The organism is Conexibacter sp. S30A1, from assembly GCF_023330665.1.
GTDB lineage: Bacteria > Actinomycetota > Thermoleophilia > Solirubrobacterales > Solirubrobacteraceae > Palsa-465.
The window spans coordinates 631,270-654,998 of the sequence record NZ_CP097127.1 but is presented as its reverse complement, the minus strand read 5'-3'; the positions used below and the strand labels follow the sequence as shown (position 1 = coordinate 654,998).

Below are 23,729 nucleotides of genomic sequence, written 5' to 3'. Positions count from 1 at the left end.
ACAGCAGAGACCGCAAAGCCCGACATCCTTTCGATCTGCCACCCTCCGCGCGGGGGTCGAGGCCGGCGCCCTAATCGCCGCGCCTCGGCCCCGACCTGACAAAACCGGTCTCGGCCGGGAGTAGACATGTCACCACGGCTGCCCCACACTGGATCTCTATGTGCACACCATGTTCACAGCCGCCAGTAACACGACGTCACCGCTCGAACGCCTGTTCGCAGCCATTTTGTGCGCGTTTGCAGGGCTTTAGCTGGCATCGCGCGGTATTCAATGGACCACTTGCGAGCAATCATAATCCCAAGGTCGGGGGTTCGAGTCCCTCCTCCGGCATCGACCGATGGTGCCAGCGACGATGAGGCCCACGTGAGCGCAAGCGAAGTCCAACCGGGATCGGTGGTGCTCTGCGCAACCTGCGGCGTCGAGCACGCCCAGCCCTCCGGCACCTGCAGGATCTGCGCCGACGAGCGCCAGTGGGTGCCGGCGAGCGGGCAGGCTTGGACGAGCCTGCGCGAGCTGCGCGAGAGCGGCCATCGCGTGCTGATCGACGAGCGCGAAACCGACCTGCTGGAGCTCACGGTGGCGCCCGCGGTCGGTATCGGCCAGCACTGCTTCGTGGTGAGCACACCGCGCGGCAGCGTGATCTGGGACGTGCCGCCGTTCATCGACCGTCCGGCCGTGGACCGCATCCACGCGCTCGGTCCGGTGCTCGCGATCGTCGCAAGCCACCCACACATGTTCGGCGTGCAGAGCGCCTGGAGTCATGCGCTCGGCCAGGCACCGATCCTCGTCTGCGAGCCGCTGCTCGAATGGGTGATGCGCCCCGACGCGGCTATCACGCCCTGGCGCGGCCGCTACGAGCTCGCCCCAGGCCTGGTGTTGCACGAGCTTGGCGGCCACTTCCAGGGCTCAAGCGTGCTGCACTGGGCGGCGGGCGCCGGTGGCGCCGGTGTCCTGCTCAGCTCCGACACGATCCACTCAAACCCCGATCGGCAGACGGTGACCTTCATGCGCAGCTACCCGAACCGCATCCCGCTCTCAGCCGCCGTTGTCGCGCGGCTCGCTGCCGCGGTGAGGCCGTTGGCCTTCAGCCGCCTCTACGACAACTTCGGCCGCGGCCCCGATGAGGACGCGAGCGCCGCCGTGCAGCGCTCGGCGCAGCGCTACATCTCCTGGCTGACCGGCGCCCACGACGAGCTCAGCTAAAGCTGCCCGGGGCCGGTCCCGCTGGACCGCCCCGGGGCCGGCGGTTACCGCACGGGAGCCGTGCGCCGCGCAAGCCAATCCCACAGGGCGCCAGCGGCCTCAGGCCGCCGCCTTGCCGACTTGCGGATCGCCTGCAGCTCACGCCCCAGCTCGAGGTCACCTACCGGTATCCCGACCAGCGTGCCGGCGCGCTGCTCGGCCTCGATCGTCAGGACCGAGATGATCGTGTAGCCGCCGTGCGCGATCGTCCGCTTGAGCGACTGCAGCGACGCTAGCTCGAGCGCCGGGCGCAGCGACACCCCCAGGCGGCCCATCGCCTGATCAACCACCTCCCGCGTCCCAGACAGCCGCTCGCGGGTGAAATACGGCTCCGCCGCCAGCTCGGCCGCCCTGACCGAGCGCCGCCTGGCCCAGCGGTGTCCAGCCGCCACGACGACAACCAGACGGTCGCGGGCGACCGTCAGCTTCTCGAAGGCCTCGAGCTGGTCGCGCCCCTCGACAAAACCGATGTCCGCCGCGCCATCGGCCACCCGCTTGGCGACCGCGCTCGAGTTGACGACCTCGAGCTGAGCCTGGACGTCAGGACGCGTGGATCTGAACTCAGCCAGCCAGCCGGGCACGAGAAACTCACCGGTGGTCAGCGACGCGCAGAGGTGCAGCATGCTGGCACCCGCGCGCGCGTGCTGGTCGGCGGCGCGGCCGACCTCCGCCAGGGCCTCGAGCGCACGCTTGGCAAGCGGGTAGATCGCCTGCCCCAGCTCGGTCGGGATGGTTCCGTGGGCGCCGCGGATCAAAAGCTCGCCGCCGAGCCGACGCTCGAGGCTCTGCACGCGCTTGGTCGCAGCCGACTGCGTGAGGTCCAGCGCGTCCGCGGAGCCCTGGATGGAGCCGCTCTCGACGGCGGCGACGAACGCCGCTAGCTCGGTGCCAGGGAGCGGGTTTGCGTCTGAGAATGCGTACCCCACACCACCATCCTACATTCCTGCGAGGAATATCTGGCGGTGAAAGCCGACTGGCGCTGGGTGACAGGTGGATGCATCTTGAAACCATGACCACCTCAATCAGACCAAACTGGTTCGCGTCGGTGATGGGTACGGGCATCGTCGCGAACGCCGCCATGCTGCTGCCGTACCGCTCGGGCGTCTTGACGGCGATCGCCGTCGCCTTCTGGATCGCGGCGGCCGCGTTGCTTGTCACCTTCGTCGCCGCCGGCGCACTGCAGTTCGCCAAGCATCGCGAGCTGTTTCGCTCCCACCACCACGCGCTCGAGATGGCGCCGTTCTACGGGGCGTTTTCGATGGGCGTGCTGACCGTCGGATCGGGCGCGCTGCTGGCGGGCTCGCACATCCTCGGGACCGGCCCGGGCGTGCTGATCGACAGCGTCCTGTGGACGATCGGCACGCTCACCGGGCTGGTGTGCGCGGTCGGCATCCCGTACATGCTCTTCACCGAGCATCAGCCATCGCTCGAGGACGCCTACGGCAGCTGGCTGATGCCGATCGTGCCGCCGATGGTCTCAGCCGCAGCCGCCGGCGCGCTGATCCCGCACCTCGCCGCCGGGCAGGCGCGCCTGGACCTGCTCTACGGCTCCTACGCGATGTTCGGGATCAGCCTCGTGATGGCGATCATCGTGATCGCCATCCTGTGGGCCCGCCTGGCGCTGCACGACGTCGGCGAGGCCCGCATGACCCCGACGCTGTGGATCGTCCTTGGCCCGCTGGGACAGTCCGTCACCGCCGCCTGCCTGCTTGCCAAGTTCGCCCCGGCGGCTGTGGACCCGAGCAGCGCCCGCGTCCTGCACGACTTCGCGCTCGTCTACGGCATCCCGATCTGGGGCTTCGCGATGGCATGGCTGGCGCTCAGCATCGCAATCACAGCCAAGACCGCGCGCGACCACCTGCCGTTCGCGCCGACCTGGTGGAGCTTCACGTTCCCGCTCGGAACGGTCGTCACCGGCACCTCGCAACTGGTCGCGGTCTCAGGGCTCGACATCCTGCGCTACATCGCGCTTGTGCTCTACGCGGGCCTGGTGATCGCCTGGGTCACGGTCGCGGCGAGAACGCTTGTCCCCTGGGCCGCCTCCGTCGGTTCCGGTCAGCTCAGGCGCTCGCGCAGGCGCGGCAGCACATCAGCCGAGAACTGGGCGAGCGCCCGCTCCTGATCCTCGCCGGGGAAATGGAACACGAGCTCCCGGAAGCCGAGGCCGACGTAGAAGCCGATCTTCTCCACCACCTCGTCGGGGTCATCGGAGACGATGAAGCGGGTGTGGGCGCGGTCGCGGGCACCCTCCGCCAGACGCTCCATCTCGAGCGGGTCCTCCGTGCCGCCCTTCTCCTCCGCGCTGAGCGCGAGCGCCGCCCACGGCTGGCACGCGTCCTTGGCGTAGTCGAGGTCGTGGTCGTATGAGACCTTCACCTCGATGAACTTGGCGAGCGCGGCCGGCTCGCGGCCGGCCGCGCTCGCCCCCTCGGCCATGCCCTGAAGCAGAGTGTGGTAGAGCTCCTCGCCCTTGCCGCTGGTGACGATCAGGCCATCACCGATCTGCCCGGCCAGCGCCGCCGCCTTCGGCCCGCCGGCCGCCAGGTAGATCGGCACCTGCTGATCCGGCCGGTCATAGATCGTGGCATTGACGGTCCGGTAGTACTTCCCTTCGAAGCTGACCCGCTCACCGTTCCAGAGTTCTCGGATCAGCGCCACAGACTCCGCCAGGCGCTCTGAGCGCTCCTTGAACTTGGGCCACTGGATGCCCATCGACGGGTTCTCGTTCATCGCCTCGCCGCTGCCGATGCCGAGCAGCACCCGCCCCGGGTTCAGACAGGCGAGGGTCGCGAACACCTGCGCGATCACCGCCGGCTGGTAGCGCAGCGTCGGTGTCAGCACGCTTGTGGCGAGCGTCACGCGCTCGGTCCGCTCACCCAGCGCCGCCAGGTAGACGAGCGCGTTTGGCGCGTGGCCGCCGTGGTGCCGCCAGGGCTGGAAGTGATCTGAGACCGCGACGATCTCAAAGCCGTGACGCTCGGCGCTGACGCCGAAATCGACCAGCTGCCGGGGCGGGAACTGCTCGGCGGATGCCTTGTATCCGTATCTGAGGGCCTGCGCGTTGCTTGAGGACATGAGTCACATCATCGCAAGCCCGCTGTGCGAGCTAGGCTCCCCTGCGATGCGGCTTGGACTGCACATCGGCTACTGGGGCCTGTGGGGCGACGCTGCCGAGCAGCTCGCGGCCGTCCGGGAGGCGGAGCGCCTCGGCTATGACTCGGTCTGGACCGCCGAGGCCTATGGCTCTGACGCGGCGACGGTGCTCGCCTGGCTGGCCGGCCAGACCGAGACGATCGGCTTGGGCTCGGCGATCTTCCAGATCCCCGGCCGCAGCGCTGCCATGACCGCGATGACCGCGGCCACTATCGACGCGCTCTCCGGTGGGCGCATGCTGCTCGGGCTCGGCGCCTCGGGCCCGCAGGTCGCCGAGGGCTGGCACGGGCAGCGCTTCGCCCGTCAGCTCGAGCGCACCCGCGACTACGTGGCGGTCGTGCGCATGGCCCTGGCCCGCGAGCGCGTGATCTACCACGGCGCGACACTCGAGCTGCCGCTGCCCGACGGACCAGGACGGCCGCTGAAGCTGACGATCGCGCCGGTGCAGGAGCGGATCCCGATCTATCTGGCGGCGATCGGCCCGCGCAACACCGCCCTGGCGGGCGAGATCGCGGACGGCTGGCTACCGACCTTCTTCTCCCCCGAGCACGTCGGGCTGTTGCGTGGCCGTCTTGAGCAGGGCGCCGCCCGTACCGGCCGCTCGCTCGAGCGCTTCGACATCGCGCCACAGGTGAACGTTCACATCTCCGAGGACCTGACGGCCGCACGCGACCTGATGCGCCCGACCCTTGCGCTCTACATCGGCGGCATGGGCTCACGGCAGCAGAACTTCTACAACGCGCTCGTGCGCGAGTACGGGTTCGAGCAGGCGGCCGCGGAGATCCAGGAGCTCTTCCTGGGCGGGCGCCGTGAGCAGGCGATGGCCGCGGTGCCCGATGCGCTGATTGACCTGGTCTGCCTGGTCGGGCCACGGGCGCGGGTGCGCGAGCGGCTTGAGGCCTTCCGCGCGGCCGGTGTGGGCACGCTGCTTGCCTCGCCGATCGCCAGCACGCGCGACGGCCGTCTGGCGCAGCTGCGCGCGCTCGCGGAGCTCGCCGTTTGAGCGGCGGCGGTGGCGCGCCCGAGCTCGGCGCCGGGTCGCTGCGGGTCTTTTTGGGCGCCTTTGGCCAGCCCGGCCACGCCTTCCCGATGCTCGCGCTGGGCGAGCGACTGGTGCGCCGCGGGCACCTCGTCACCTGCGAGACCTGGGAGCGCTGGCGCCCACAGGTGCTGGCCTGTGGCATGGAGTTCAGCGCCGCTCCCAGCTCGGCGCCGGGCGCGTCAGGGCGCTGGGGCATAACCCCCTATGAGGCTGCGGAGCGGGCGCTCGCACAGACGCGCGCGGCGATCCGGGCCACGCGCGCCGAGGTTGTCGTGCACGACATCCTGACCTTGGCGCCCGCGCTGGGGGCGGAGCTTGAGGGGATCCCGGCGGCGACACTGATCCCGCACCTTTACCCGGTCAGCGAGCCGGGTATGCCGGCCTTTGCAAGCGGCGCACGGCCGCCGCGGACACGCGCGGGCAGACGTGTGTGGCGGGCGCTTGAGCTGCCGATGGAGGCGGGGCTGCGGATCGGCCGCCGTCAGCTGAACGCCACCCGTGCGCGCGTCGGCCTGCCGCCTACAGACCGCCTGCACGGCGGCCTGAGCAGCGAGCTCTGCCTGGTCGCGACGCTGCCGGGGCTCGAGTATCCCCGCTCCTGGCGCGAGCACGTGCACGTCGTCGGGCCGCTTTTGTGGGAGCCGCCGGCGCCAGCAGCAGCCCCACCGCCGGGCACTGCGCCGCTGGTCGTGATCGCGCCCTCGACCTCCAAGGACCCCTCCCACCGCCTGCTGCGCGCAAGCCTCGCCGGCCTGCGCGACCTGGACGTGCGCGTGTTGGCGTCGCTTGACCGCCGTCCACTCCCCCAGCCTGTAAACGCCGGCCAGGCGGTGCGGCTGGTGAACTGGATGTCCTACGAGCAGGCGATGAGCGACGCGTCGCTGGTGATCTGCCATGGCGGCCATGGCACCGTCGTGCGGGCACTGACCGCTGGTGTACCGGTCCTGGCGCTGCCGCACGGCGGCGACATGGCCGAAAACGCGGTGCGGCTGGTGTGGTCGGGCGCCGGCGTGCGCCTGCCCTGGACGGCGCTTTCCCCAACGACGCTGAGGGCGAGCGCCCGTCGGGCGCTCGCCCTCATGCCCGAGCTCACCGCCCGCGCCGCGCAGATGGCCGCCTGGGCGGCGGCGCACGACGGCCCCACCCGCGCTGCGGTGCTGATCGAGCGCCTGGCCGGCCGGCGCCAGCGCTGATGCCCGGTCGCGCTACCCGACGGCACCCGACATGATGTAGTCGACCACGTCGCGGGCCTGGTAGCGGCCCGCATCCGGCGCGATCGCGCCCAGCGCCTCGCCGACCTCGTCCCCAAGCGTCAGGATCGGAACCTCGGCGCCCAGACCCGGCCTGACCTGCGGCATGCCCGCCGCCGCCAGCAGCCCGTTGCACAGGCACATCCGCCCGTCAGCACCGGATTCCTCTCCGCCCTTGGCGATGTAGTCCTCGACTGGCTCAGCCGCGCAGCGATAGCCAAGCGTGCCGTCCTCGCGGCGATAGGGCGAGGTCAGGTATCCCAGGTCGCAGCGCCGGCGCCGCAGCGCGACAGCGGCCGGGTCGCCGGCGGTACCGGCCAGCTGCGCGACCTTGAACGGGTAGCCGGTCGGTGAGGCGAGCGGGTCGGTGCGGATGCGCATGCGTGCGGCGAGGATCTCCCTCCGCGCGGCGTCCTTCAGCTCCGCGTCGAGCCCCGACTCCTCGCACAGCGCGAAGGCACTGCCCACCTGCACGCCGCGCGCTCCCTGGGCGCGTGCCTCGCGCAGCTTCGCGGGGCTGCCGTAGCCGCCCGCAAGCCAGAAGGGCAGTCCCAGCTCACGCAGCACCTCGAGGTCGACGGCGTCGCGCGGTCCGTAGACCGGCTCGCCGCTATCGCTGAGCGTCAGGCGCCCACGCGGGGGTGCGTTGTGGCCGCCGGCGACCGGATCCTCGACCACGAAGCCCCACGGGCGCCCCTCCTCGCTGCGGGCCAGGTGGCTTGCCAGCACGTGCGAGGAGATGATCGCCAGAAACCGGGGACGTTCAAGCGGCGCCGGGCGCTCGTTGATGATCAAGCGCGGGTCGAAGTGCATGCGAAAGTCGTCGGTCGGCTGCGCGCCACTGACCGTAAGCGGCAGCGAGCACGGGCGGTGACGCGCGAGGTCGTCGAGCACCGCGGGAATGTGGACGGGTATGCCCGCACCCACAAGCACCCAGTCGACCCCGGCGAGCATCGCCCCGTAGAGCGCCGCCAGCGTCGGCATCTGGATCTTCTCAAGCAGGTTGATCCCGACGCTGCCGTCGTGGCCCTCCTTCGCGAGCAGCACCTCAACGAAGCTGGCTGCGACGGTCAGCTCCGTGAACAGGCGGCTGGGACGCCAGCGCGGCACCGGCACAGCTCTGTATGGCGTGCCGGGCCTGCGTGGCTCGCCACGGAAGTAACGCTCGACGATGCGCTCGGCCACCGCGCGGTTGGGAAAGCGCGCGAGCGCTCTGCGCAGATGCCCGCCCGGGTCGCCGTCCTGCAGGCGCCGCGCGAGGACCACACCGATGGCGGTGCCGGAGATCACACCCAGCTGGCCGCTCAGCGAGACGGCGCGCGCCAGCCGCCAGCCGGATACGGCCACGCCCATGCCGCCCTGAACCAGGGTTGGGACCGCCTGTGTGCCGGCTGCTGTTGCGCTCTCTGTCGCGCTCACGCCGTCCGTGCTCGCGATCATGAGGCCGGCACTGTCAAGTCTGCCGCGTGTGCCCGGCTCAGGCGAGAGCCGGTGCCGGCTCGTAGGGGCAGGTTGGATCTGACGCGAGCGGGTCGCCGCTCAGCGCGTAGGCCCGGGCCCGGCTGCCGCCGCACACCTCGCGGAACTCGCAGCGGCCACATTTGCCCTTCAGCGCCCCGGGGTCGCGCAGGCTCGTGAAGACCGGCGAGTGCCGATAAATCTCCACCGGGTTGAGGTTCCTGACGTTGCCTGCCGGCAACGTCAGGAACCCAGACGGCATGACCTCGCCCAGGTGCGAGATGAACATGAATCCGCGCCCGTCGTTGACGCCCCGGACGGGCCGGTTGAGCCCGTCGCTGTAGCGGAAGCCTGCGCCCGTGGTCCTACCCGTTCGCTGGTGCAGTATCCGGCGGTACTGGGGAGCCGCGGTGGCCTTGATGTCAAACGGCACGCGCTCGGTGAGATCGCTAAGCCAGCCAAGCACCTCCTCGTGTTCAGCGGGTGAGAGCAGCGGCAGGCCGGCGCCTCTGCCGACCGGCACCAGGAAGAAGACCGACCACTGCACGACACCCCATTGCTCAAGCTGCTCGACCATCGCTGGCAGCTCGCCGACGTTGGTTGCACACACGGTCGTGTTGATCTGGATCGAGAGTCCAGCCTCGCCAGCCGCCGCGATCGCTGACCGCGTCCGCTCGAACGAGCCGCGGAAGCCCCGGAAGCTGTCGTGCGTGAGCGGCTCGGCGGCATCGACGCTGAAGGCCACGCGCCGGATCCCCGCGGCGCGTGCCTGGCGCATACGCTTCTCGGTCGCGAGCGCGGTCGCGGTTGGGGTCAGCGAGACACGCAGACCCAGCTCATCCGCGTAGCGGGCGAGCTCGAAGAGGTCTCGGCGCATCAACGGGTCGCCGCCGGTCAATACGAGGATCGGCCGGTTGCCGAAACCAGCGAGCTGGTCGATCAGGTGCATTGCCTCACCGGTATCGAGCTCCCGCGGATTCCGGCGCGGCTGTGCGTCGGCACGACAGTGCTGGCAGGCGTAGGCGCATGCGCGCGTGACCTCCCAGGCGATCGTGAACGGCGCCTGGTCGAAGTCGGCCATGACCATACGTGCGTCCCGCTCATGGCGTGCGCTGGCCGCCTCTTCGCGCACTGTCACGGTCGTCTGTGCCACGCCACCCAGCCTAATTCCCGACGCCGGCGGCGCGTCAGTGGCTATCACGGACGTTCCTCGCGGCATTCCACTGAGAGGACTGCGTGGGACTCACGGATTGGCGGCCATTGAACCGCGTTTAGCGTCCTGGTGGTGAGCTTTCAACTGGCTGTTTACGAAACCCCTGCTGTTTATCCGAGGTCCGCAGACCTCGCGGACGCGCCGCTGTTAAGGGCGCTGCGTGGCCTGCCCACCGAACACACGCCGGTGTGGTTCATGCGCCAGGCCGGCCGATCGCTGTCTGAGTACCGCGCGGTACGTTCGCGCGCAAGCCTGTTTGAGATCGTCCGTTCGCCCGATCTGGCGGCCGAGGTGACGATCGCGCCGGTCCACCGACTCGGGGTGGACGCGGCCATCCTCTTCTCTGATATCACGGTGCCACTGGCGGCCGCCGGGATCGACCTGGAGATCGTCCCCGGGGTTGGGCCGGTGATCGCGCAGCCCTTCCGCGGCCCCGCGGACCTGGAGCGGCTGCGCGGCTTCGACGCCGAACGCGACGCTCCGTACGTGTCCGAGACGGTGCGCCTGCTGGCCCGGGAGCTGGAGGTGCCGCTGATCGGCTTCGCGGGCGGTCCCTTCACGCTCGCCAGCTACCTGATCGAGGGCGGTCCGTCCAAGACACACACGCGCACGCGCAGCCTGATGTACAGCCAGCCCGACTTCTTCCGCGCGCTGCTGCAGGCGCTCGCCGGGATTGCGGTCGCGTCCATGCGCGCGCAGGTCCTCGCCGGCGCCTCGGCGTTGCAGCTGTTCGAAAGCTGGGTTGGGGTGCTCGATCCGGTGAGCTTCAGCCGTCACGTGCTGCCGGCAACGATCTCCATCTTCGACGGTCTGCGGGACCTCGACGTGCCGACGATCTACTTCGGTGTTGGCACCGGCGAGCTGCTTGGACGTATGGCCGGCGCCGGCTCCGACGCGCTCGGCGTTGACTGGCGGGTGCCGATGGACAGCGCCCGTGCGCGCCTGCCCCAGGGCATGGCGGTCCAGGGCAACCTGGATCCGGTCGCCTGCCTGGGACCCTGGGACACCGTCCGTGCGCAGGCGCTTGAGGTCCTGCGGCTGGCGGGCCCGAGGGGCCACGTCTTCAACCTCGGGCACGGGGTGCTGCCGGAGACCGACCCTGACACGCTGCGACGGCTTGTCGATCTCGTTCACGGCTACGAGCACCGCAATGACAGGCTGCCGGGAACGCTGGTGGTGCGGTGAGCGAGCGGGTCGGCGTTCTCCTGCTGGCCTACGGCACGCCCGCCAGCCCACACGAGATACCCGCCTACTACACGCACATCCGGCGCGGCCGTCCGCCGACACCGGAGCTGCTCGCCGAGCTCACGGAACGCTACGAGGCGATCGGCGGTGCCTCGCCTCTGCTCGGGATCGCCCGCACGCTGGCAGAACGCCTTGAGCTCGAGCTGGGTGAGCGTCTCCCCGGCGAGGACTTCCAGGTGGTGCTCGGCATGAAGCATGCCACGCCGTTCATCGAGGACGGCGCGGCCGTACTGGCCGCCGCAGAAGTCGAGCGGACGGTGGCGATCGTGCTGGCGCCGCATTATTCGCGGCTGAGCGTCGAGGAGTACATGGAGCGCGTGCACGCGGCTGAGGCCAGCGCGGAGCTCGGGGAGCTCGCGTTCGTCAGAGAGTGGCACCTCGAGCCTGGCTACCTCGCGATGCTCGCGCGACGCGTGCAGCTGGAGCTGGAGCATCTGCACAGCCTGGGTGCGGGCGCTGTGCGTGTGCTGTTCACCGCGCACAGCCTCCCGAGCTGGATCGTCGAGCAGGGCGACCCGTATCCCGAGCAGCTGCAGGAGACCGCCACGGCGATCGCCCAGCTCGCCGGGGTCGATGACTGGGCGGTCGCCTGGCAGAGCGCAGGACGGACCGCTGACCCCTGGATCGGCCCGGACGTGTGCGAGGTGATCCGAGATCTCGGCGCGGGCGCAGACCACGATGCGGTGCTCGTCTGCCCCGCCGGCTTTGTCTCAGACCACCTCGAGATCCTCTACGACCTCGACATCCAGGCGCGCGAGGTCGCTGCGCAGGCGGGGCTGCGGTTTGCGCGCACGGCGCTGCCCAACGCCGACCCGGAGTTCGTCTCGGTGCTCGCGGACATCGTCCAAGCTCAACTCGCGGCGGTCGCCGGGTGACACGTAGACCACACGTGGCCGTCATCGGTGGCGGCGTCACCGGGCTGGCGGCAGCGCGCAAGCTGAGTCGCGCGCGCATCGGTGGCGTGCAGCCTCAGGTCACGGTGCTCGAGCGCAGCGGCCGAGTCGGTGGCAAGATCCGCTCGCGCAGCTTCGCCGGCGCGACCGTCGACGTCGGTCCCGAGGCACTGTTCGCGGCCGCGCCCGAGGCGGCGAGACTGTGTCGCGAGCTGGGTCTCGGGGACGAGCTGGTGCCGACGATGCGCTCAAACACCGCCGTCTGGAGCCGCGGACGGCTGCGCGAGATGCCAGCCGGAATCCTCGGAGGCCTGCCTGATGGCATCGGGCCGGTCCTGCGCTCGGGGATCCTGTCGCCGGCGGGCGCGGCCCGCGCCGGCGCTGACCTCCTCCTGCCAAGGGACGGGGGCGGGCAGGACGAGTCGGTCGGCTCGCTGGTCAGGCGACGTCTCGGTGACCAGGCCCTGGAGCGGATGATCGACCCCCTGCTCGGCGGCATCTACGGCGGCGACCCCGACGCGCTCAGCCTGCGGGCGACCGCCCCGCGCCTGCACGCGCTGGCAAGCGAGCACCGCAGTCTGATCCGTGGCCTGATCGCTGCCGGCCGAAGCGCCCCGCGCGCCCAGGGGCCGATGCTGGTGACGCTCCCCGGCGGGCTGCAGCGCCTGGTCACACGGTTGCGCGCGGACCTCGGCGAGACGGAGGTCGTGGAGCGCGAAGGCGTCGTGCGGATCGACCGGCTGCCGGACGGCCGCCACCTGCTTCACACCAGCACCGGCCGCGAGCTGGTTGTCGACGCCACGCTGGTGGCAGCGCCGGCCGATGCGGCGGCGCAGATGCTGCGCGCGAGCGTTCCGGCCGCTGCCGCCGAGCTGGCTGAGATCCGCTACACGTCGGTCACCGTGCTCTGGTTGGCCTTCCCAGCCAAGGCCTTCAGGCAACCACCGGACACCACTGGCTTTCTTGTACCGCGCGGGGAGCGACGGATGCTGACCGCATGCACGCTGGCATCAGCGAAGTGGCCGCATCTGGCGGCGCACAGCGACCGCGTGTTCCTGCGCTGCTCGGTCGGCCGCAACGATCCGCAGGCGGCGACGCTCGACGACGAGACGCTGGTCAGACGGGTCGTCGCCGAGCTGGGCGAGGCGGTGCAGGCGGCTGGCGAGCCGCTTGAAGCACAGGTGACCAGGTGGCCGGATGCGATGCCGCAGTACACCGTCGGTCATCTGGACCGGATCGCACGCCTGGACGAGGCGCTTGCGCCCCTACCGAGGCTCAAGCTGGCCGGCGCCGCCTACCGGGGGGTGGGCGTGCCTCAGTGCATCGCCCAAGGCGAGGCGGCCGCCGACCAGATCGTATCCGCGCTCTCGTGAGACCCCACAAGCGCACACAAGCCAACCGGAGGATCTGAATGTCCGTGACCGCGCAAGCGCAACCGATCGTTGACCACCGCAGTCTCTACCGCCTCCCCTGGTCGTTGCCGGACAACGCAATCGCCTGGCTCGAGCCCACGGCGAAGTGCAACCTCGCCTGTTTTGGCTGCTACCGGGAGAACGATCCCCGTGGCCACAAGACGCTCGAGCAGATCGCCTCGGACCTGGATGTCTTCCAGCGCTACCGCACCGTCGACGGCATCTCGATCGCGGGCGGCGACCCGCTCGTGCACCCGCAGACGACCGAGATCGTGAGGATGGTCGCGGAGCGTGGCCTGAAGCCGATCATCAACACCAATGGGCTGGCGCTGACCGAGGAGCTGCTGGCGGAGCTCGTGTCCGCAGGCGTCGCGGCGTTCACCTTCCACATCGACTCCAAGCAGAACCGGCCCGGCTGGAAGACCAGCGACGAGATCGAGCTGTGCAAGCTGCGTCAGCACTACGCCGAAATGGTCGCGCGGGTGGGACACGGAAACGTCAGCTGCTCGTTCAACGCGACCGTCTACGAGGACACCCTCAGGTTCGTGCCGGACGTGATCGCCTGGGCTCGCAAGCACATGGACATCGTCAGCACCGTGGTGTTCATAGCCTTCCGCGCCGGCGCCGTCGGTGGCGACTTTGACTACCAGGTGAACGGTCGGCCGGTTGACTTTGCGGTCATGCCCTATGCCACCGAGGATCTGACCAAGCACGAGCTGCAGTCGACCGACATCGTCACCACGATCCGCGAGCGCTACCCGGACTTCATGCCCTCCGCGTACCTCAACGGCACCGAGCGGCCGGACACCATGAAATGGCTCTTGACCGGCTACCTGGGCGAGGGTGGCAAGGTTTACGGGTATGTCGGCCCCCGCTCCATGGAGCTAACCCAGACAGTCCACCATCTGCGGACCGGCCGCTATCTGGCTTACACCACGCCAAAGACCCTGGCAATGGGGCGCCCGATGCTGCTGCTGGCCGCCGTCGATAAGGCGCTGCGCCCCGTCGCGCGGCGCTACCTGAAGGCGATGGCTCTGCACCCCTGGCGTCTGCGACGCAAGCTGCGCCTCCAGTCGGTGATGATCATCCAGCCGGCCGACATCTATCCCGACGGCAGCCAGAACATGTGCGACGGCTGCCCGGACATCACCGTCTGGAACGGCCAGCTGGTGTGGTCCTGCCGGCTCGAGGAGCCGGAGAAGTTCGGTGGCTTCGTGCAGATGATCCCGCGCTGAGGGCCGCAGCGCCCGGGTCAACATTCAAGCGACGTCTTCCGCGCCAGCCTCGCGCCGGAGCGAGGCCGGCGCCCAGGCGCTCCAGCTGGGGAGGTGGGACTCGAACCCACAACCCTTCGGTTAACAGCCGAATGCTCTGCCATTGAGCTACTCCCCATCGTTGAGGGCGCGCCTCAGCAGAGAACTGTAACGCCCGCGCAGCGCGGGCGGCGTGCGGCACCGCTCAGCGGCCCTGGTCGATCCGCGAGCCGACCGTCTGGATCGCCGTCTGAACGTGTTGCAGGCGCGCTGAGAGCGCGACCATCTGCGCACCGCCCTCATGCTCGCGCAGGTAGCGGACCTCCTTGCGCAGGCGGTCGCGCTCGAGCACCAGCAGTGCGTAGCTGATCTCATCAGAGCTGACCTGTCGCCCACGCGCAGCTCGCGCCCGCAGGTCATCAACGGCGAGGATCAGCTCGGGGTCATCGCCAGGTGGGTCAGGCAGGGCACCCGGGAGATGCTCTGCCAGAAAGCGCGCTGCGCGCCGCATCAACTCATCGGCGAACACCTCGCCGGGATCGATCCGCTGCAGTGCCCGGGCGCCCAGCTCGGGGGCAGCCACGCACATTGCCAGAAGCGACCGCTCCGGCTCTGGGCGCGGTGCCGCACGCACTGGCCGTGGTGCGGTGTGCACCGGACGCCCGGCGCTCTGCGGCCGGATCGGACCGGCGTCGCTCACAGGAGCGCCCTTACCGGGCTCTGCGCCCGCCGCCTCATCAGCGAGGCCCAATAGCATCGCCAGCCGGGCGGTGCGCAACTGAAGCGCGGCGGCCGCGTCGCTCACGAGTTGCTGGCGCTGCTCACCGTCGCGCAACGGGCCGAGCACCTCTCGCAGCGCGTCGATCACGGCGTCCTTGCCCTCGGGCGTCGAGGTGTCGGCGGCCGCGAGCAGCCGCCTGACGCGAAACTCCACGTAAGGTCGCGAGTTCCGGATGCGCTCGCGCAACGCCTCGGCGCCCTCGCGCGCGATCAGCTCCCCCGGATCGGTACCCGGCGGCAACGGCACGACTCGCAACTCCAGTCCGGAGCTCGCACAGACATCGGCGGCGCGCTCCATCGCGCGCTCGCCGGCTGTGTCCGCGTCCAGGCAGAGCTCGAGCACGCCGACCAGCCTGACCAGCTCGGCGACCTGCTCCTCGGTCAACGATGTGCCCATGATGCCAACAACGTTTTGGACGCCCGCCTGGTGCAGCGCGATCACGTCGGTGTAACCCTCACAGAGGATCATCCGCCCCTCGCGCGCCGCCAGCGCGCGGGCCTGGGCGATTCCGTAGAGCACCTCACGCTTGTGGTAGACGTCTCCCTCAGCGGTGTTCAGATACTTGGGACCGTCCTCGCCCGTGAGCGTGCGCGCGCCGAAGCCGCGCACGCGCCCGCGGGCATCGGCCGCCGGGAACATGATCCGGCCGCGGAAGCGGTCGATCAGCTCGGCGGGGTTGGCCCGCTTGCGGCGGGCGAGGTCCGCTGCGAGCAGCTCCTCGGCGGCAAAGCCGGAGGCTTGCGAGGCGACCACGAGACGGTCCCAGGCACCCGGAGCCCAGCCGACCCTGAACTCCCGCAGCACCGCTTCCTCAAAGCCGCGCTGTCCCAGATACTCGCGCGCCGGAGCAGCCTCGGCGGACTCCCACAGGTGGCGCTCGTAGAAGGCTGCAGCCCGGTCAAGCAGTGAGTACAGGCGCTCGTTGCGCTGCCTTCGCGCCGCCGCCTCAGGCGCCTCGTCCTCGGTCTCGAGCGTCACGCCGAAGCGGTCGGCCAACGCCTCCAGGGCACCCTTGAAGTCCAGCCCCTCGGTCAGCATCACGAAGCTGAACGGATCCCCGGACTCCGAGCATCCGAAGCAGTGGTAGCGCTTCTCCTCTGGGCGCACATGAAATGACGGCGTGCGCTCGTCGTGAAAGGGGCAGCAGCCGAAGTAGCTGTCGTGGCCGCGACGCGTCAGCTCGACCCTGGCCGAGACCAACGCCAGCATGTCGACCGCGTCACGCACGCGCTCGCGTGAGTCAGGCGTGTAGCGGCTCACACCGTGAACGCCGTCGGCACGGTCAACGTCTCAAAGGCTGCGACCGCGAAGCGGTCGGTCATCCCGGCGATGTGGTCAGACACCCGGCGCGCCAGCGGCCCGTCCGGAATCGAGGCGGGAATCTCACCAGGGTGCTCGCAGAAGTGATCAAACAGGGCGCGCACCGCGCCGCGGATCTTGTCGCGCTCCTGGGTGACCTGAGGGCCCAGGTACACGTGGTCGAACATGAACTGTCGCAGCGCCGCCATCGCGGCGCCCACAGCCTCACTCTGCACGATCGCTCCGGCAAGCTCCGACTGCTCCACCAGGTCGTGCACGAGTGTGTCGATGCGCTGCGAGCCGCTGTCGCCGAGGGCTTCGATCGGGCCTGCGGGCAGGTCGTCGGCGGTCAGCACACCGGCGCGCAGCGCATCATCGATGTCGTGGTTGATGTAGGCGATGCGATCGACGAAGCGGATGATCTGCCCCTCGAGCGTGCGCGGCGCCTGCGCCCGCCAGGAGTGCGCGGCGATCCCGTCGCGCACCGCGTCGGTGAGGTTGAGCCCGCGGCCGTCGCGTTCGAGCGCATCGACGACGCGCAGCGAGTGCTCGTTGTGCCAGAAGTGCTCGCCAAAGCGTTCAGCCAGGCACTCGTCGAGCGCCTGTTCGCCGATGTGGCCGAACGGCGGGTGGCCAAGGTCGTGACCGAGCCCGATCGCCTCGGTGAGGTCCTCGTTGAGGCGCAGCGCGCGCGCGACCGTGCGCGAGATCTGCGTCACCTCGAGCGTGTGTGTGAGCCGCGTGCGGAAGTGATCCCCCGAAGGCAGCACGAACACCTGCGTCTTGTGCTCAAGCCGCCTGAAGGCCTTGGAGTGCACAATCCGGTCACGGTCGCGTTGAAACGGGGTGCGCAGCCCGCAGTCGGGTTCCTCGACGCTGCGCACTGCCGGGTAGGAGCGGGTGGCAAGCGGCGAGAACTCAGTGGCCTCGTGTGCCTGGATGCGTCCTGCGAAGTGCTCTGCGACCGCGCCGTGCGGATGCTCGTGGACCTTGTTCACATTCTCATTCTGCCAGCCGCGGACGACGGCTCAAGCGGACACGGCGCTCACGCCGCCGTAACGGGCCGTAGGCTGACCTGCGCATGATGCTCGGCGGTCTCGCGCACGGCGCGCTCGACCGTGCGCAGCGCGCGCGGTGTGCAGTCCGGCACCTGCGCCAGCGGTCTCCCCAGAGCGGCGACCATGAACTCGTATGCCTCCCGCTCGAGCGGGAACGCCATGGATTCGCACGCGTTGCACACGACCCCACCCGCCGCCGCCGAGAAGCCGCTCAGGTGCTCGCGTTCACCGCAGCTCGCACAGGCGCCGAGTGCCGGCACAATCCCGGCCGCGAGCAGCAGCTTCAGGCGGAAGGCCAGCGCGTTCTCCGCGCGTGCCGCTGCTGGCCCGCTGGCCAGCAGCGTCAGCTCGTTGGCCAGCAGGGCGTAGACCTCCGGGTGCGCCTGCGTGGAGTCGAACAGTCGCGCGAGGGCATCGCAGGCCCGGGCGGCCTGGTCAAGCGCCGCGGCGCTCGAGCGCAGCCCCGGCCTGGCGTCGATCGTGTCGGCGGCGGTCACGGTGTGCAGCTCACCACGCCCCTCGTGCAGCACCAGCGCGACCTCCGAAAACGGCTCCAGGCGGGCGCCGAAACGGCTGCGGGCGCGGCGGGCACCCTTGGCTATCGCGCCCAGACGTCCGTGCATCGGTGTGTAGAGATGCAGGATCCGGTCGGCCTCAGCGAACCTGATCGAGCGCAGCACGATCGCCTCGGTCTTCAGCGAACCGGCCACGCTGAACTCCCCGTCGCAGCCGCTATTCTTTGTGAAGTCATGAAGCCAGTCACCGTTTACACCACCAACATGTGCCCCTATTGCAATAGCGCCAAGGCGCTTTTGAACAAGCGTGGCGTCGAGTACGAGGAGATCAATCTCGCACGCGACCCGGACGCGCGCAAGCTCCTGCGAGATAAAACGGGCATGAGCACCTTCCCCCAGATCGTGATCGATGGCACTTCGATTGGCGGCTTTGACCAGCTCCTGGCCGCCGACCGCGCTGGGCGTCTTCCCGAGCTGCTAGCGGCCTGAGCCACCGGCCGGACGGGCCCGGGACGCGACCAGCGCGCTGGTCTCACGGGCCCGGCGCGGCCGTGGTTGGCAGCGCTCGCAGACGTACGTGCCGCGGCCTCCCACCACCAGCTTGCGGATCGTGGCACCACAGCTGGGGCATGGCGCGCCCGCGCGGGTGTGCACAAGGAAGCGGTCCTGGAAGCTGCCGCGGGCGCCATCCACATGACGGAAGTCGTCGATCGAGGCGCCCTTGGCGTCGATGCCGTCGGCCAGTGCATCCTCGATTGTCTGCTTGAGCGTCGTCCACTGCGCGAGCGTCAGGCTGCCCGCAGGCCGCAGCGGATGCAGTCCGGCGCGGTGCAGCGCCTCGTCGGCGTAGATGTTGCCGACCCCGGCGATACGCCGCTGGTCGAGGATGAAGGACTTCAGCGGGGCGCGCCGGCCACGCGCCTGGGCGCGCAGGTAGGCGGCCGTGAACTGCTCGGTGAACGGCTCAGCGCCGAGCCGCGCGGCGAGGTAGGAGTCGCGCTCCCGTCCCGAGTCCAGCAGCTGCGCGGTCCCGAAGCGGCGCGGGTCGACATACGTCAGCACGTGGCCGTCGTCAAGCGCGATTCGCGCCCTGGTGTGTGGCGGCTCCGGGTCGGCGTCAAGCAGGAGCGCACCGGTCATGCGCAGGTGCACGAGCAGGTGACGGTCACCATCGAGCTCCCAGATCAGGTATTTGCCCAGGCGGCCCAGGCGCTCCACGCGCGCACCGGTCAGTTGTGCGGAGAGCAGCTCCGGCGTGGTGCCCTGGGGCCAGCGCACGTCACGGATCTCAACCGTCTGCAGGCGGCGACCCTCGACGTGCGGGGCGAGCTGGCGCCTGATCGTCTCAACCTCGGGCAGCTCCGGCATCCAGGACGATCATACGTCCCGTGCGAACCGCCGCGCTCAGCGCTTGATCTGGGCTCGCGGGTGGGCGTCGTAGTACACGTCTCGCAACCGTTCGGTCGTCAGGTGCGTGTAGATCTGGGTGGTGCCGATGTCGGCGTGACCGAGCATCTCCTGCAGCGAGCGCAGGTCACAGCCTCCCGCGAGCAGGTGGGTGGCAAACGTGTGGCGCAGCGTGTGCGGGCTCATGCTGGCGTCCAGGCCGGCGCTGCGCGCGTGGCGCTGGACGATCTTGTAGAGCCCCTGGCGCGACAGCGGCCTGCCGCGCAGGTTCACGAACACGTGTGGCTCGTCGCGCAGGCCGACGAGCGCTGGGCGCCCCTGGTCGAGGTAGCGCTCGAGCGCCTCGAGGGCGCTTCTGCCAACCGGCACCAGTCGCTCCTTGGAGCCCTTGCCGCGGGCGATCACCAGCCCGGCGCGGAGGTCGAGCTCTGGCAGGGCAAGCCCGATCGCCTCCGAGGCCCGCAGGCCGCACGCATACATCGTCTCCAGCAGAGCTCGGTCGCGCAGCGCGCCCGGGCCGTCTCCGACCGGTTGTGCGAGCAGCAGGTTGACCTGGTCCCGGCTCAGGACACGCGGCAGCTTCGCCTGGGATCGTGGCGGCTGCAGATCGGCTGTCGGGTCGCCTGCGATCAGTCCCTCGCGGCGCAGGTGTCGGTAGAAGGAGCGCAGGCAGGCGATCTTGCGCTGAAGTGTGGATGCGGCCGCAGGCGGACGGCCATCGCTGCCACCGGCAAGCTCGGTGATGAAGCGCGCCAGCAGCGGGCCGTCTGCGCTCAGCGCGTCGACGTGCTCGCGTGCCAGGAAGCTGCCGAGCTGCTGCAGGTCCGAACGGTAGGCCTGGGCGGTGTTGCGCGCGAGACCGCGCTCGAGCTCGAGATAGGCGAGGAAGTCGGCGGTCAGCTCGGTGAGGTGCTCAGCGGGTCCGGGTGCGACGGCGCTCATCAGCTCCGGGATTCGGCGGTGCGCTGCGCACTCCTGCCACCGGCCGCGCCAGCAACACTCAAGCGCGCGAGCTCGCGAGCTCGCGCGCCAGCCACAGCAGGCCGATCAGCGTCTTTGCGTCGGTGGTGGCCGCGATCGCGCCCTCCAGGTCACCGAGCGGCCACGGCACGATCTCGATGTGCTCGTCCTCCTCCGGCGCCGGACCGCCTGCCACGTCGGTCAGGCCGGTGGCGGTGAAGATCGTCACCTCCTCATCGCAGTAACCGGGGGAAGGCACAAAGCTCAGCAGCTGCGCCCACTCGCTGGCCTGCTTGCCTACCTCCTCGGCCAGCTCGCGGACGGCAAGGTCGAGCAGCGGCTCACCGGCGCGGTCGCGCTTGCCGGCGGGGATCTCGAGCGAGGTCTGCAACCTCGCCGCCTCGCGTGGCTGACGCACCAGCCATACGTGGGACTGGTCGTGGGCGACGATCGCGACCGCACCCGGGTGCCAGACCTTGTCGAAGGTGTTCTGGCTGCCATCGCTGTAGCGGTAGGTTTCGCTGCCTGCCGCAAGCAGCCGTCCGCGCCACTTGACCTCCTCGTCCACGACCTCAAAAGCGCTCAAGCGGATACCTCCTGCACGAGCGCCAGCATCAGCTCAAGGTTGCCCTCCAGCGCGGCAAAGCTGACCCGCTCGGTCGGCTCGTGCGCGTGCTCGGTGCCGTTTGCGAGGTTCACGGCCGCAAGTCCTCCCAGGCGCAGGTTGTTGACATCCGAGCCACCACCGCTCGAGCGGTAGCTCGGCTCGTAGCCGATGCGCCGCAGCGCGCGGGCGGCGAGCTTCACGGCTGGCTCTTCAGGATCGGCGCGGTAGCCCTCGAACAGCCGCGCGACGGACAGATCGAGGTCGCAGCCGGCACTGTCCGCGCCGTCCTGCAGCGCGTCGATGGCTGCCGTCAGATAGCGATCCAGCTGCTCTGCCTCAACCGCACGCAGCTCGGCGCTCAGGCGGCAGCGTTCGGCCACGACGTTGGTCGCGCTACCGCCGCTGATCAGCCCGATGTTGGCGGTGGTCTCATCGTCAAGGCGTCCCTGCGGCATGGCCGTGATCGCGGCAGCGGCCGCGACGATCGCGTTGACGCCGAGCTCCGGCGCAAGCCCGGCGTGCGCCGCCCGCCCACGCAACTCAGCGTCGATCCGCACGTGTGTGGGCGAGGCCACGATGATCTCACCGAGCGGCGAGGCGTGGTCGAAGGCGAAGCCAAGACTGCTTTGGATCCTGCCGAGATCGAAGTGCTTGGATCCGTTCAAGCCCGTCTCCTCGGCGACCGTGAAGAGCAGCTCGAGCGTCACCGTCGGTTGCCGACCGTCCTCGGACAGCAACCGGGCCAGCTCGAGCATCGCCGCGACCGCCGCCTTGTTGTCGGCCCCGAGGATGCCATCGGCCGCGTTCTCCCAGCCACCGTCGCGGCGCACCGGCTCGAGCAGCGCCGTCAGCGGCACGGTGTCCAGATGCGCGCACAACAGCAGCGCCTGCGGGCCACCCTCCACGCCGTCGGCGCCACGCCCCGGGATCCGGGCCAGGAGGTTGCCGGCCTGCGCGCCTGCGGCCGCGGCGCAGTCGTCCTCCTGCACCTCGATGCCGAGCGCCGTGAGCTCGTCGATCACCCAGTCGGCGATCACCCGCTCGGCTCCGGTCTCACTCGGAATACGGCACAGCTGCTCGAAGGTGCGGTGCAGACGCTCACGCGCCTGCGCGTCCAGATCGCTCATCCGCGGACGGTCGGGTTCGGCGCGGCTGCGCTCGAGGCGCTCACGCTACCCGGCTCACCCCGACCTCACCGTTCGCCTCGAGCGACCCAGCGTCCGCCTCAAGCGACCCGGCCCGGGCCCCACGCTCGCGGTGTGCCCGGGCGGCGCCGACGAACTCACGAAACAGCGGCGCTGGACGGTCGGGGCGGGATTTGAACTCCGGATGGAACTGGGAGGCGACGTAGAACGGGTGCACCTCACGCGGTAGCTCTGAAATCTCCACCAGCCGCTCGTCAGGGGTTGTCCCAGAGAACACCAGCCCGGCTGCCTCCAGCTGCTTGCGCAGGTGGTTGTTGACCTCGTAGCGGTGGCGGTGGCGTTCGTAGACGACACCCTCTCGGTAGGCTGCGTGGGCCTGGGTGCCCTCCTTGACCCGCACCGGGTCGGCCCCCAGCCGCATGGTTCCGCCCATGTCTGCGATCTCGCGCTGCTCGGGCAAAAGGTCGATCACCGGATACGGCGTCTCCGGGTCCATCTCGGTGGAGTTGGCGCCCGGCATGCCGGCCACGTGCCGCGCGAACTCGCTGACCGCAACGTGCATCCCGAGGCAAACGCCCAGGTAGGGTATGCCGTGCTCGCGCGCAAGCTTCGCCGCCGCGATCTTGCCCTCAAAGCCACGACCACCGAAGCCGCCCGGGATCAGAATCCCGTCCATCTCGGAGAGCAACGCGGTGACCGCAGGCTGCTGCACCGTCTCGGAGTCGATCCACTCGATCTTCACCTTGCAGTCGTGGTGGATGCCGCTGTGGCGCAGCGCTTCGGCCACCGACAGATAGGCATCCTCGAGCTTCACGTATTTGCCGACCAGCGCAATCCGCACCTCATCGCTCAACGCCGCCGCCCGCTCGACGATCGCCCGCCAGCTCTCGAGGTCCGGTGCAGGCGCATCGATCCCGAAGTGATCCTTGAGGATGAAGTCGTCGACGCCCTGCTCGTGGAAGGTCAACGGGCAGCTGTAGACGTCAGGCACGTCATAGGCCGAGACGATCGCGTCCACGGGCAGGCTCGCAAACAGGGCGATCTTGCGCCGGATCTCCGTCGAGAGCACAGACTCAGAGCGGCACAGCACCATGTCGGGGCTGATGCCGATGCGCCGCAGCTCGTTGACCGAGTGCTGGGTCGGCTTGGTCTTGAGCTCCCCGGCGTGGCCGATGTAGGGCACCAGCGTCAGGTGGATGAACATGCAGCGTCGCCGGCCCACCTCCACCGGGAACTGACGGATCGCCTCCAGGAATGGCAGCGACTCGATGTCGCCGACGGTCCCCCCGATCTCGGTGATCACAAAGTCCACGTCCGAGGAGTCGGCCACGACCTGGACCCGCTGTTTGATCTCGTCGGTGATGTGCGGCACGACCTGGACGGTCGCACCAAGGTAGTCGCCGCGGCGCTCGCGCCGGATCACGGCGTTGTAGATGCCGCCCGCGGTGACATTCGAGGCCCGGCTGGTGTTGGCGTCGGTGAAGCGCTCGTAATGACCGAGGTCGAGGTCGGTCTCGGCGCCGTCCTCGGTGACGAACACCTCGCCGTGCTGGTAGGGGGACATCGTTCCCGGATCCACGTTGATGTAGGGATCGAACTTCTGGATCTGGACCGACAGGCCGCGCGCGCGCAGCAGGCGCCCGATCGAGGCGGCTGCGATTCCCTTGCCCAGCGAGGAAACCACGCCGCCGGTGATGAAGATGAATCGCGTCTGATCCTGGCTCATGCTCTGGTCCTAACTCCCGTGCTCACCGTAAGTCGAAATTACCGCCCGGGGCGGACGCACAGCTCAAGGC

Annotated in this window: 21 protein-coding genes and 1 tRNA gene; 9 read left to right on the top strand and 13 right to left on the bottom strand. The window is 69.7% G+C overall.

The genetic code is table 11. The features are described from left to right. The first annotated feature begins 363 nt into the window (after positions 1-363). Positions 364-1,203: a hypothetical protein gene (locus M3M54_RS03255; RefSeq protein ID WP_249020750.1), complete on the top strand. Its 840-nt coding sequence runs from the start codon at positions 364-366 to the stop codon at positions 1,201-1,203. Between the two features lie 44 nt (positions 1,204-1,247). Here M3M54_RS03255 and M3M54_RS03250 read toward each other — a convergent pair whose 3' ends face one another. After that, positions 1,248-2,168 carry a LysR family transcriptional regulator gene (locus tag M3M54_RS03250; RefSeq protein ID WP_249020749.1) on the bottom strand — a complete coding sequence of 307 codons (921 nt, stop codon included), beginning with the start codon at positions 2,166-2,168 and terminating at the stop codon, positions 1,248-1,250. An 83-nt stretch (positions 2,169-2,251) separates the two neighbouring features. Between M3M54_RS03250 and M3M54_RS03245 the strand changes: the two genes are divergently transcribed. Beyond that, positions 2,252-3,364 (top strand): TDT family transporter, encoded by a 1,113-nt coding sequence (locus M3M54_RS03245; RefSeq protein WP_249020748.1) that lies wholly within the window; start codon positions 2,252-2,254, stop codon positions 3,362-3,364. Here M3M54_RS03245 and M3M54_RS03240 read toward each other — a convergent pair. After that, positions 3,298-4,317 (bottom strand): TIGR03557 family F420-dependent LLM class oxidoreductase, encoded by a 1,020-nt coding sequence (locus M3M54_RS03240; RefSeq protein WP_249020747.1) that lies wholly within the window; start codon positions 4,315-4,317, stop codon positions 3,298-3,300. The genes M3M54_RS03245 and M3M54_RS03240 overlap by 67 nt on opposite strands. A gap of 46 nt (positions 4,318-4,363) precedes the next feature. On the opposite strand from M3M54_RS03240, the gene M3M54_RS03235 reads away from it, so the two are divergent. Together M3M54_RS03235 and M3M54_RS03230 are read left to right on the top strand one after the other, a co-directional pair. Continuing rightward, complete coding sequence (locus M3M54_RS03235; RefSeq protein WP_249020746.1) at positions 4,364-5,398, top strand: LLM class F420-dependent oxidoreductase; 1,035 nt, start codon at positions 4,364-4,366, stop codon at positions 5,396-5,398. Continuing rightward, on the top strand, positions 5,395-6,630 hold the full coding sequence (locus tag M3M54_RS03230; RefSeq protein WP_249020745.1) for a glycosyltransferase: 1,236 nt from the start codon (positions 5,395-5,397) through the stop codon (positions 6,628-6,630). Before M3M54_RS03235 ends, M3M54_RS03230 begins: the two co-directional genes overlap by 4 nt. Positions 6,631-6,642: 12 nt before the next feature. Here M3M54_RS03230 and M3M54_RS03225 read toward each other — a convergent pair whose 3' ends face one another. Together M3M54_RS03225 and M3M54_RS03220 are read right to left on the bottom strand one after the other, a co-directional pair. After that, a complete protein-coding gene (locus M3M54_RS03225) occupies positions 6,643-8,040 on the bottom strand; it encodes a nitronate monooxygenase (protein ID WP_371878640.1) in 1,398 nt (465 codons plus the stop codon). A 124-nt stretch (positions 8,041-8,164) separates the two neighbouring features. After that, positions 8,165-9,226 carry a TIGR04053 family radical SAM/SPASM domain-containing protein gene (locus tag M3M54_RS03220; protein WP_371878639.1) on the bottom strand — a complete coding sequence of 354 codons (1,062 nt, stop codon included), beginning with the start codon at positions 9,224-9,226 and terminating at the stop codon, positions 8,165-8,167. Positions 9,227-9,430: 204 nt separating this feature from the next. On the opposite strand from M3M54_RS03220, the gene hemE reads away from it, so the two are divergent. The 4 genes from hemE to M3M54_RS03200 are packed head-to-tail and all read left to right on the top strand — an operon-like array spanning position 9,431 to position 14,143. Then, positions 9,431-10,543 (top strand): uroporphyrinogen decarboxylase, encoded by a 1,113-nt coding sequence (hemE, locus tag M3M54_RS03215; protein WP_249020742.1) that lies wholly within the window; start codon positions 9,431-9,433, stop codon positions 10,541-10,543. Further along, the gene (hemH, locus tag M3M54_RS03210) at positions 10,540-11,478 is read left to right on the top strand and encodes a ferrochelatase (protein ID WP_249020741.1); all 939 of its coding nucleotides are present in this window, start codon (positions 10,540-10,542) and stop codon (positions 11,476-11,478) included. The genes hemE and hemH overlap by 4 nt, the downstream gene beginning before the upstream one ends. Next, the gene (hemG, locus tag M3M54_RS03205; protein ID WP_249020740.1) at positions 11,475-12,869 is read left to right on the top strand and encodes a protoporphyrinogen oxidase; all 1,395 of its coding nucleotides are present in this window, start codon (positions 11,475-11,477) and stop codon (positions 12,867-12,869) included. The genes hemH and hemG overlap by 4 nt, the downstream gene beginning before the upstream one ends. 44 nt (positions 12,870-12,913) lie before the next feature. Further along, entirely contained in the window at positions 12,914-14,143 is a 1,230-nt protein-coding gene (locus tag M3M54_RS03200; RefSeq protein WP_249020739.1) for a radical SAM protein, read from the top strand. A gap of 85 nt (positions 14,144-14,228) precedes the next feature. Here M3M54_RS03200 and M3M54_RS03195 read toward each other — a convergent pair. The 4 genes from M3M54_RS03195 to recO all read right to left on the bottom strand — a co-directional run bounded on the left by M3M54_RS03195 (position 14,229) and on the right by recO (position 18,009). Beyond that, positions 14,229-14,300, bottom strand: a tRNA-Asn gene (locus M3M54_RS03195). A gap of 66 nt (positions 14,301-14,366) precedes the next feature. Continuing rightward, positions 14,367-16,202, bottom strand: coding sequence for a DNA primase (dnaG, locus tag M3M54_RS03190; protein ID WP_249020738.1), 1,836 nt, complete (start codon positions 16,200-16,202; stop codon positions 14,367-14,369). Further along, a complete protein-coding gene (locus M3M54_RS03185; RefSeq protein ID WP_249020737.1) occupies positions 16,199-17,239 on the bottom strand; it encodes a deoxyguanosinetriphosphate triphosphohydrolase in 1,041 nt (346 codons plus the stop codon). Before M3M54_RS03185 ends, dnaG begins: the two co-directional genes overlap by 4 nt. Before the next feature lie 47 nt (positions 17,240-17,286). Then, positions 17,287-18,009: a DNA repair protein RecO gene (gene recO / locus M3M54_RS03180; protein ID WP_249020736.1), complete on the bottom strand. Its 723-nt coding sequence runs from the start codon at positions 18,007-18,009 to the stop codon at positions 17,287-17,289. 39 nt (positions 18,010-18,048) lie between these two features. Here recO and grxC point away from each other — a divergent pair, with 39 nt between their 5' ends. After that, positions 18,049-18,303, top strand: a complete 255-nt coding sequence (gene grxC, locus M3M54_RS03175; RefSeq protein ID WP_249020735.1) for a glutaredoxin 3 — start codon at positions 18,049-18,051, stop codon at positions 18,301-18,303. Here grxC and mutM read toward each other — a convergent pair. The 5 genes from mutM to M3M54_RS03150 are packed head-to-tail and all read right to left on the bottom strand — an operon-like array spanning position 18,292 to position 23,659. Further along, positions 18,292-19,182 carry a bifunctional DNA-formamidopyrimidine glycosylase/DNA-(apurinic or apyrimidinic site) lyase gene (mutM, locus tag M3M54_RS03170; RefSeq protein WP_249020734.1) on the bottom strand — a complete coding sequence of 297 codons (891 nt, stop codon included), beginning with the start codon at positions 19,180-19,182 and terminating at the stop codon, positions 18,292-18,294. The two genes, grxC and mutM, sit on opposite strands and share 12 nt — an antisense overlap. Before the next feature lie 36 nt (positions 19,183-19,218). Continuing rightward, complete coding sequence (locus M3M54_RS03165) at positions 19,219-20,163, bottom strand: site-specific tyrosine recombinase (protein WP_249020733.1); 945 nt, start codon at positions 20,161-20,163, stop codon at positions 19,219-19,221. Positions 20,164-20,221: 58 nt separating this feature from the next. Further along, positions 20,222-20,767: an NUDIX hydrolase gene (locus tag M3M54_RS03160; RefSeq protein ID WP_249020732.1), complete on the bottom strand. Its 546-nt coding sequence runs from the start codon at positions 20,765-20,767 to the stop codon at positions 20,222-20,224. Further along, positions 20,764-21,915 (bottom strand): M20/M25/M40 family metallo-hydrolase, encoded by a 1,152-nt coding sequence (locus tag M3M54_RS03155; RefSeq protein WP_249020731.1) that lies wholly within the window; start codon positions 21,913-21,915, stop codon positions 20,764-20,766. Before M3M54_RS03155 ends, M3M54_RS03160 begins: the two co-directional genes overlap by 4 nt. Positions 21,916-21,955: 40 nt before the next feature. Further along, positions 21,956-23,659 carry a CTP synthase gene (locus tag M3M54_RS03150; RefSeq protein ID WP_249020730.1) on the bottom strand — a complete coding sequence of 568 codons (1,704 nt, stop codon included), beginning with the start codon at positions 23,657-23,659 and terminating at the stop codon, positions 21,956-21,958. Between the last annotated feature and the right edge of the window lie 70 nt (positions 23,660-23,729).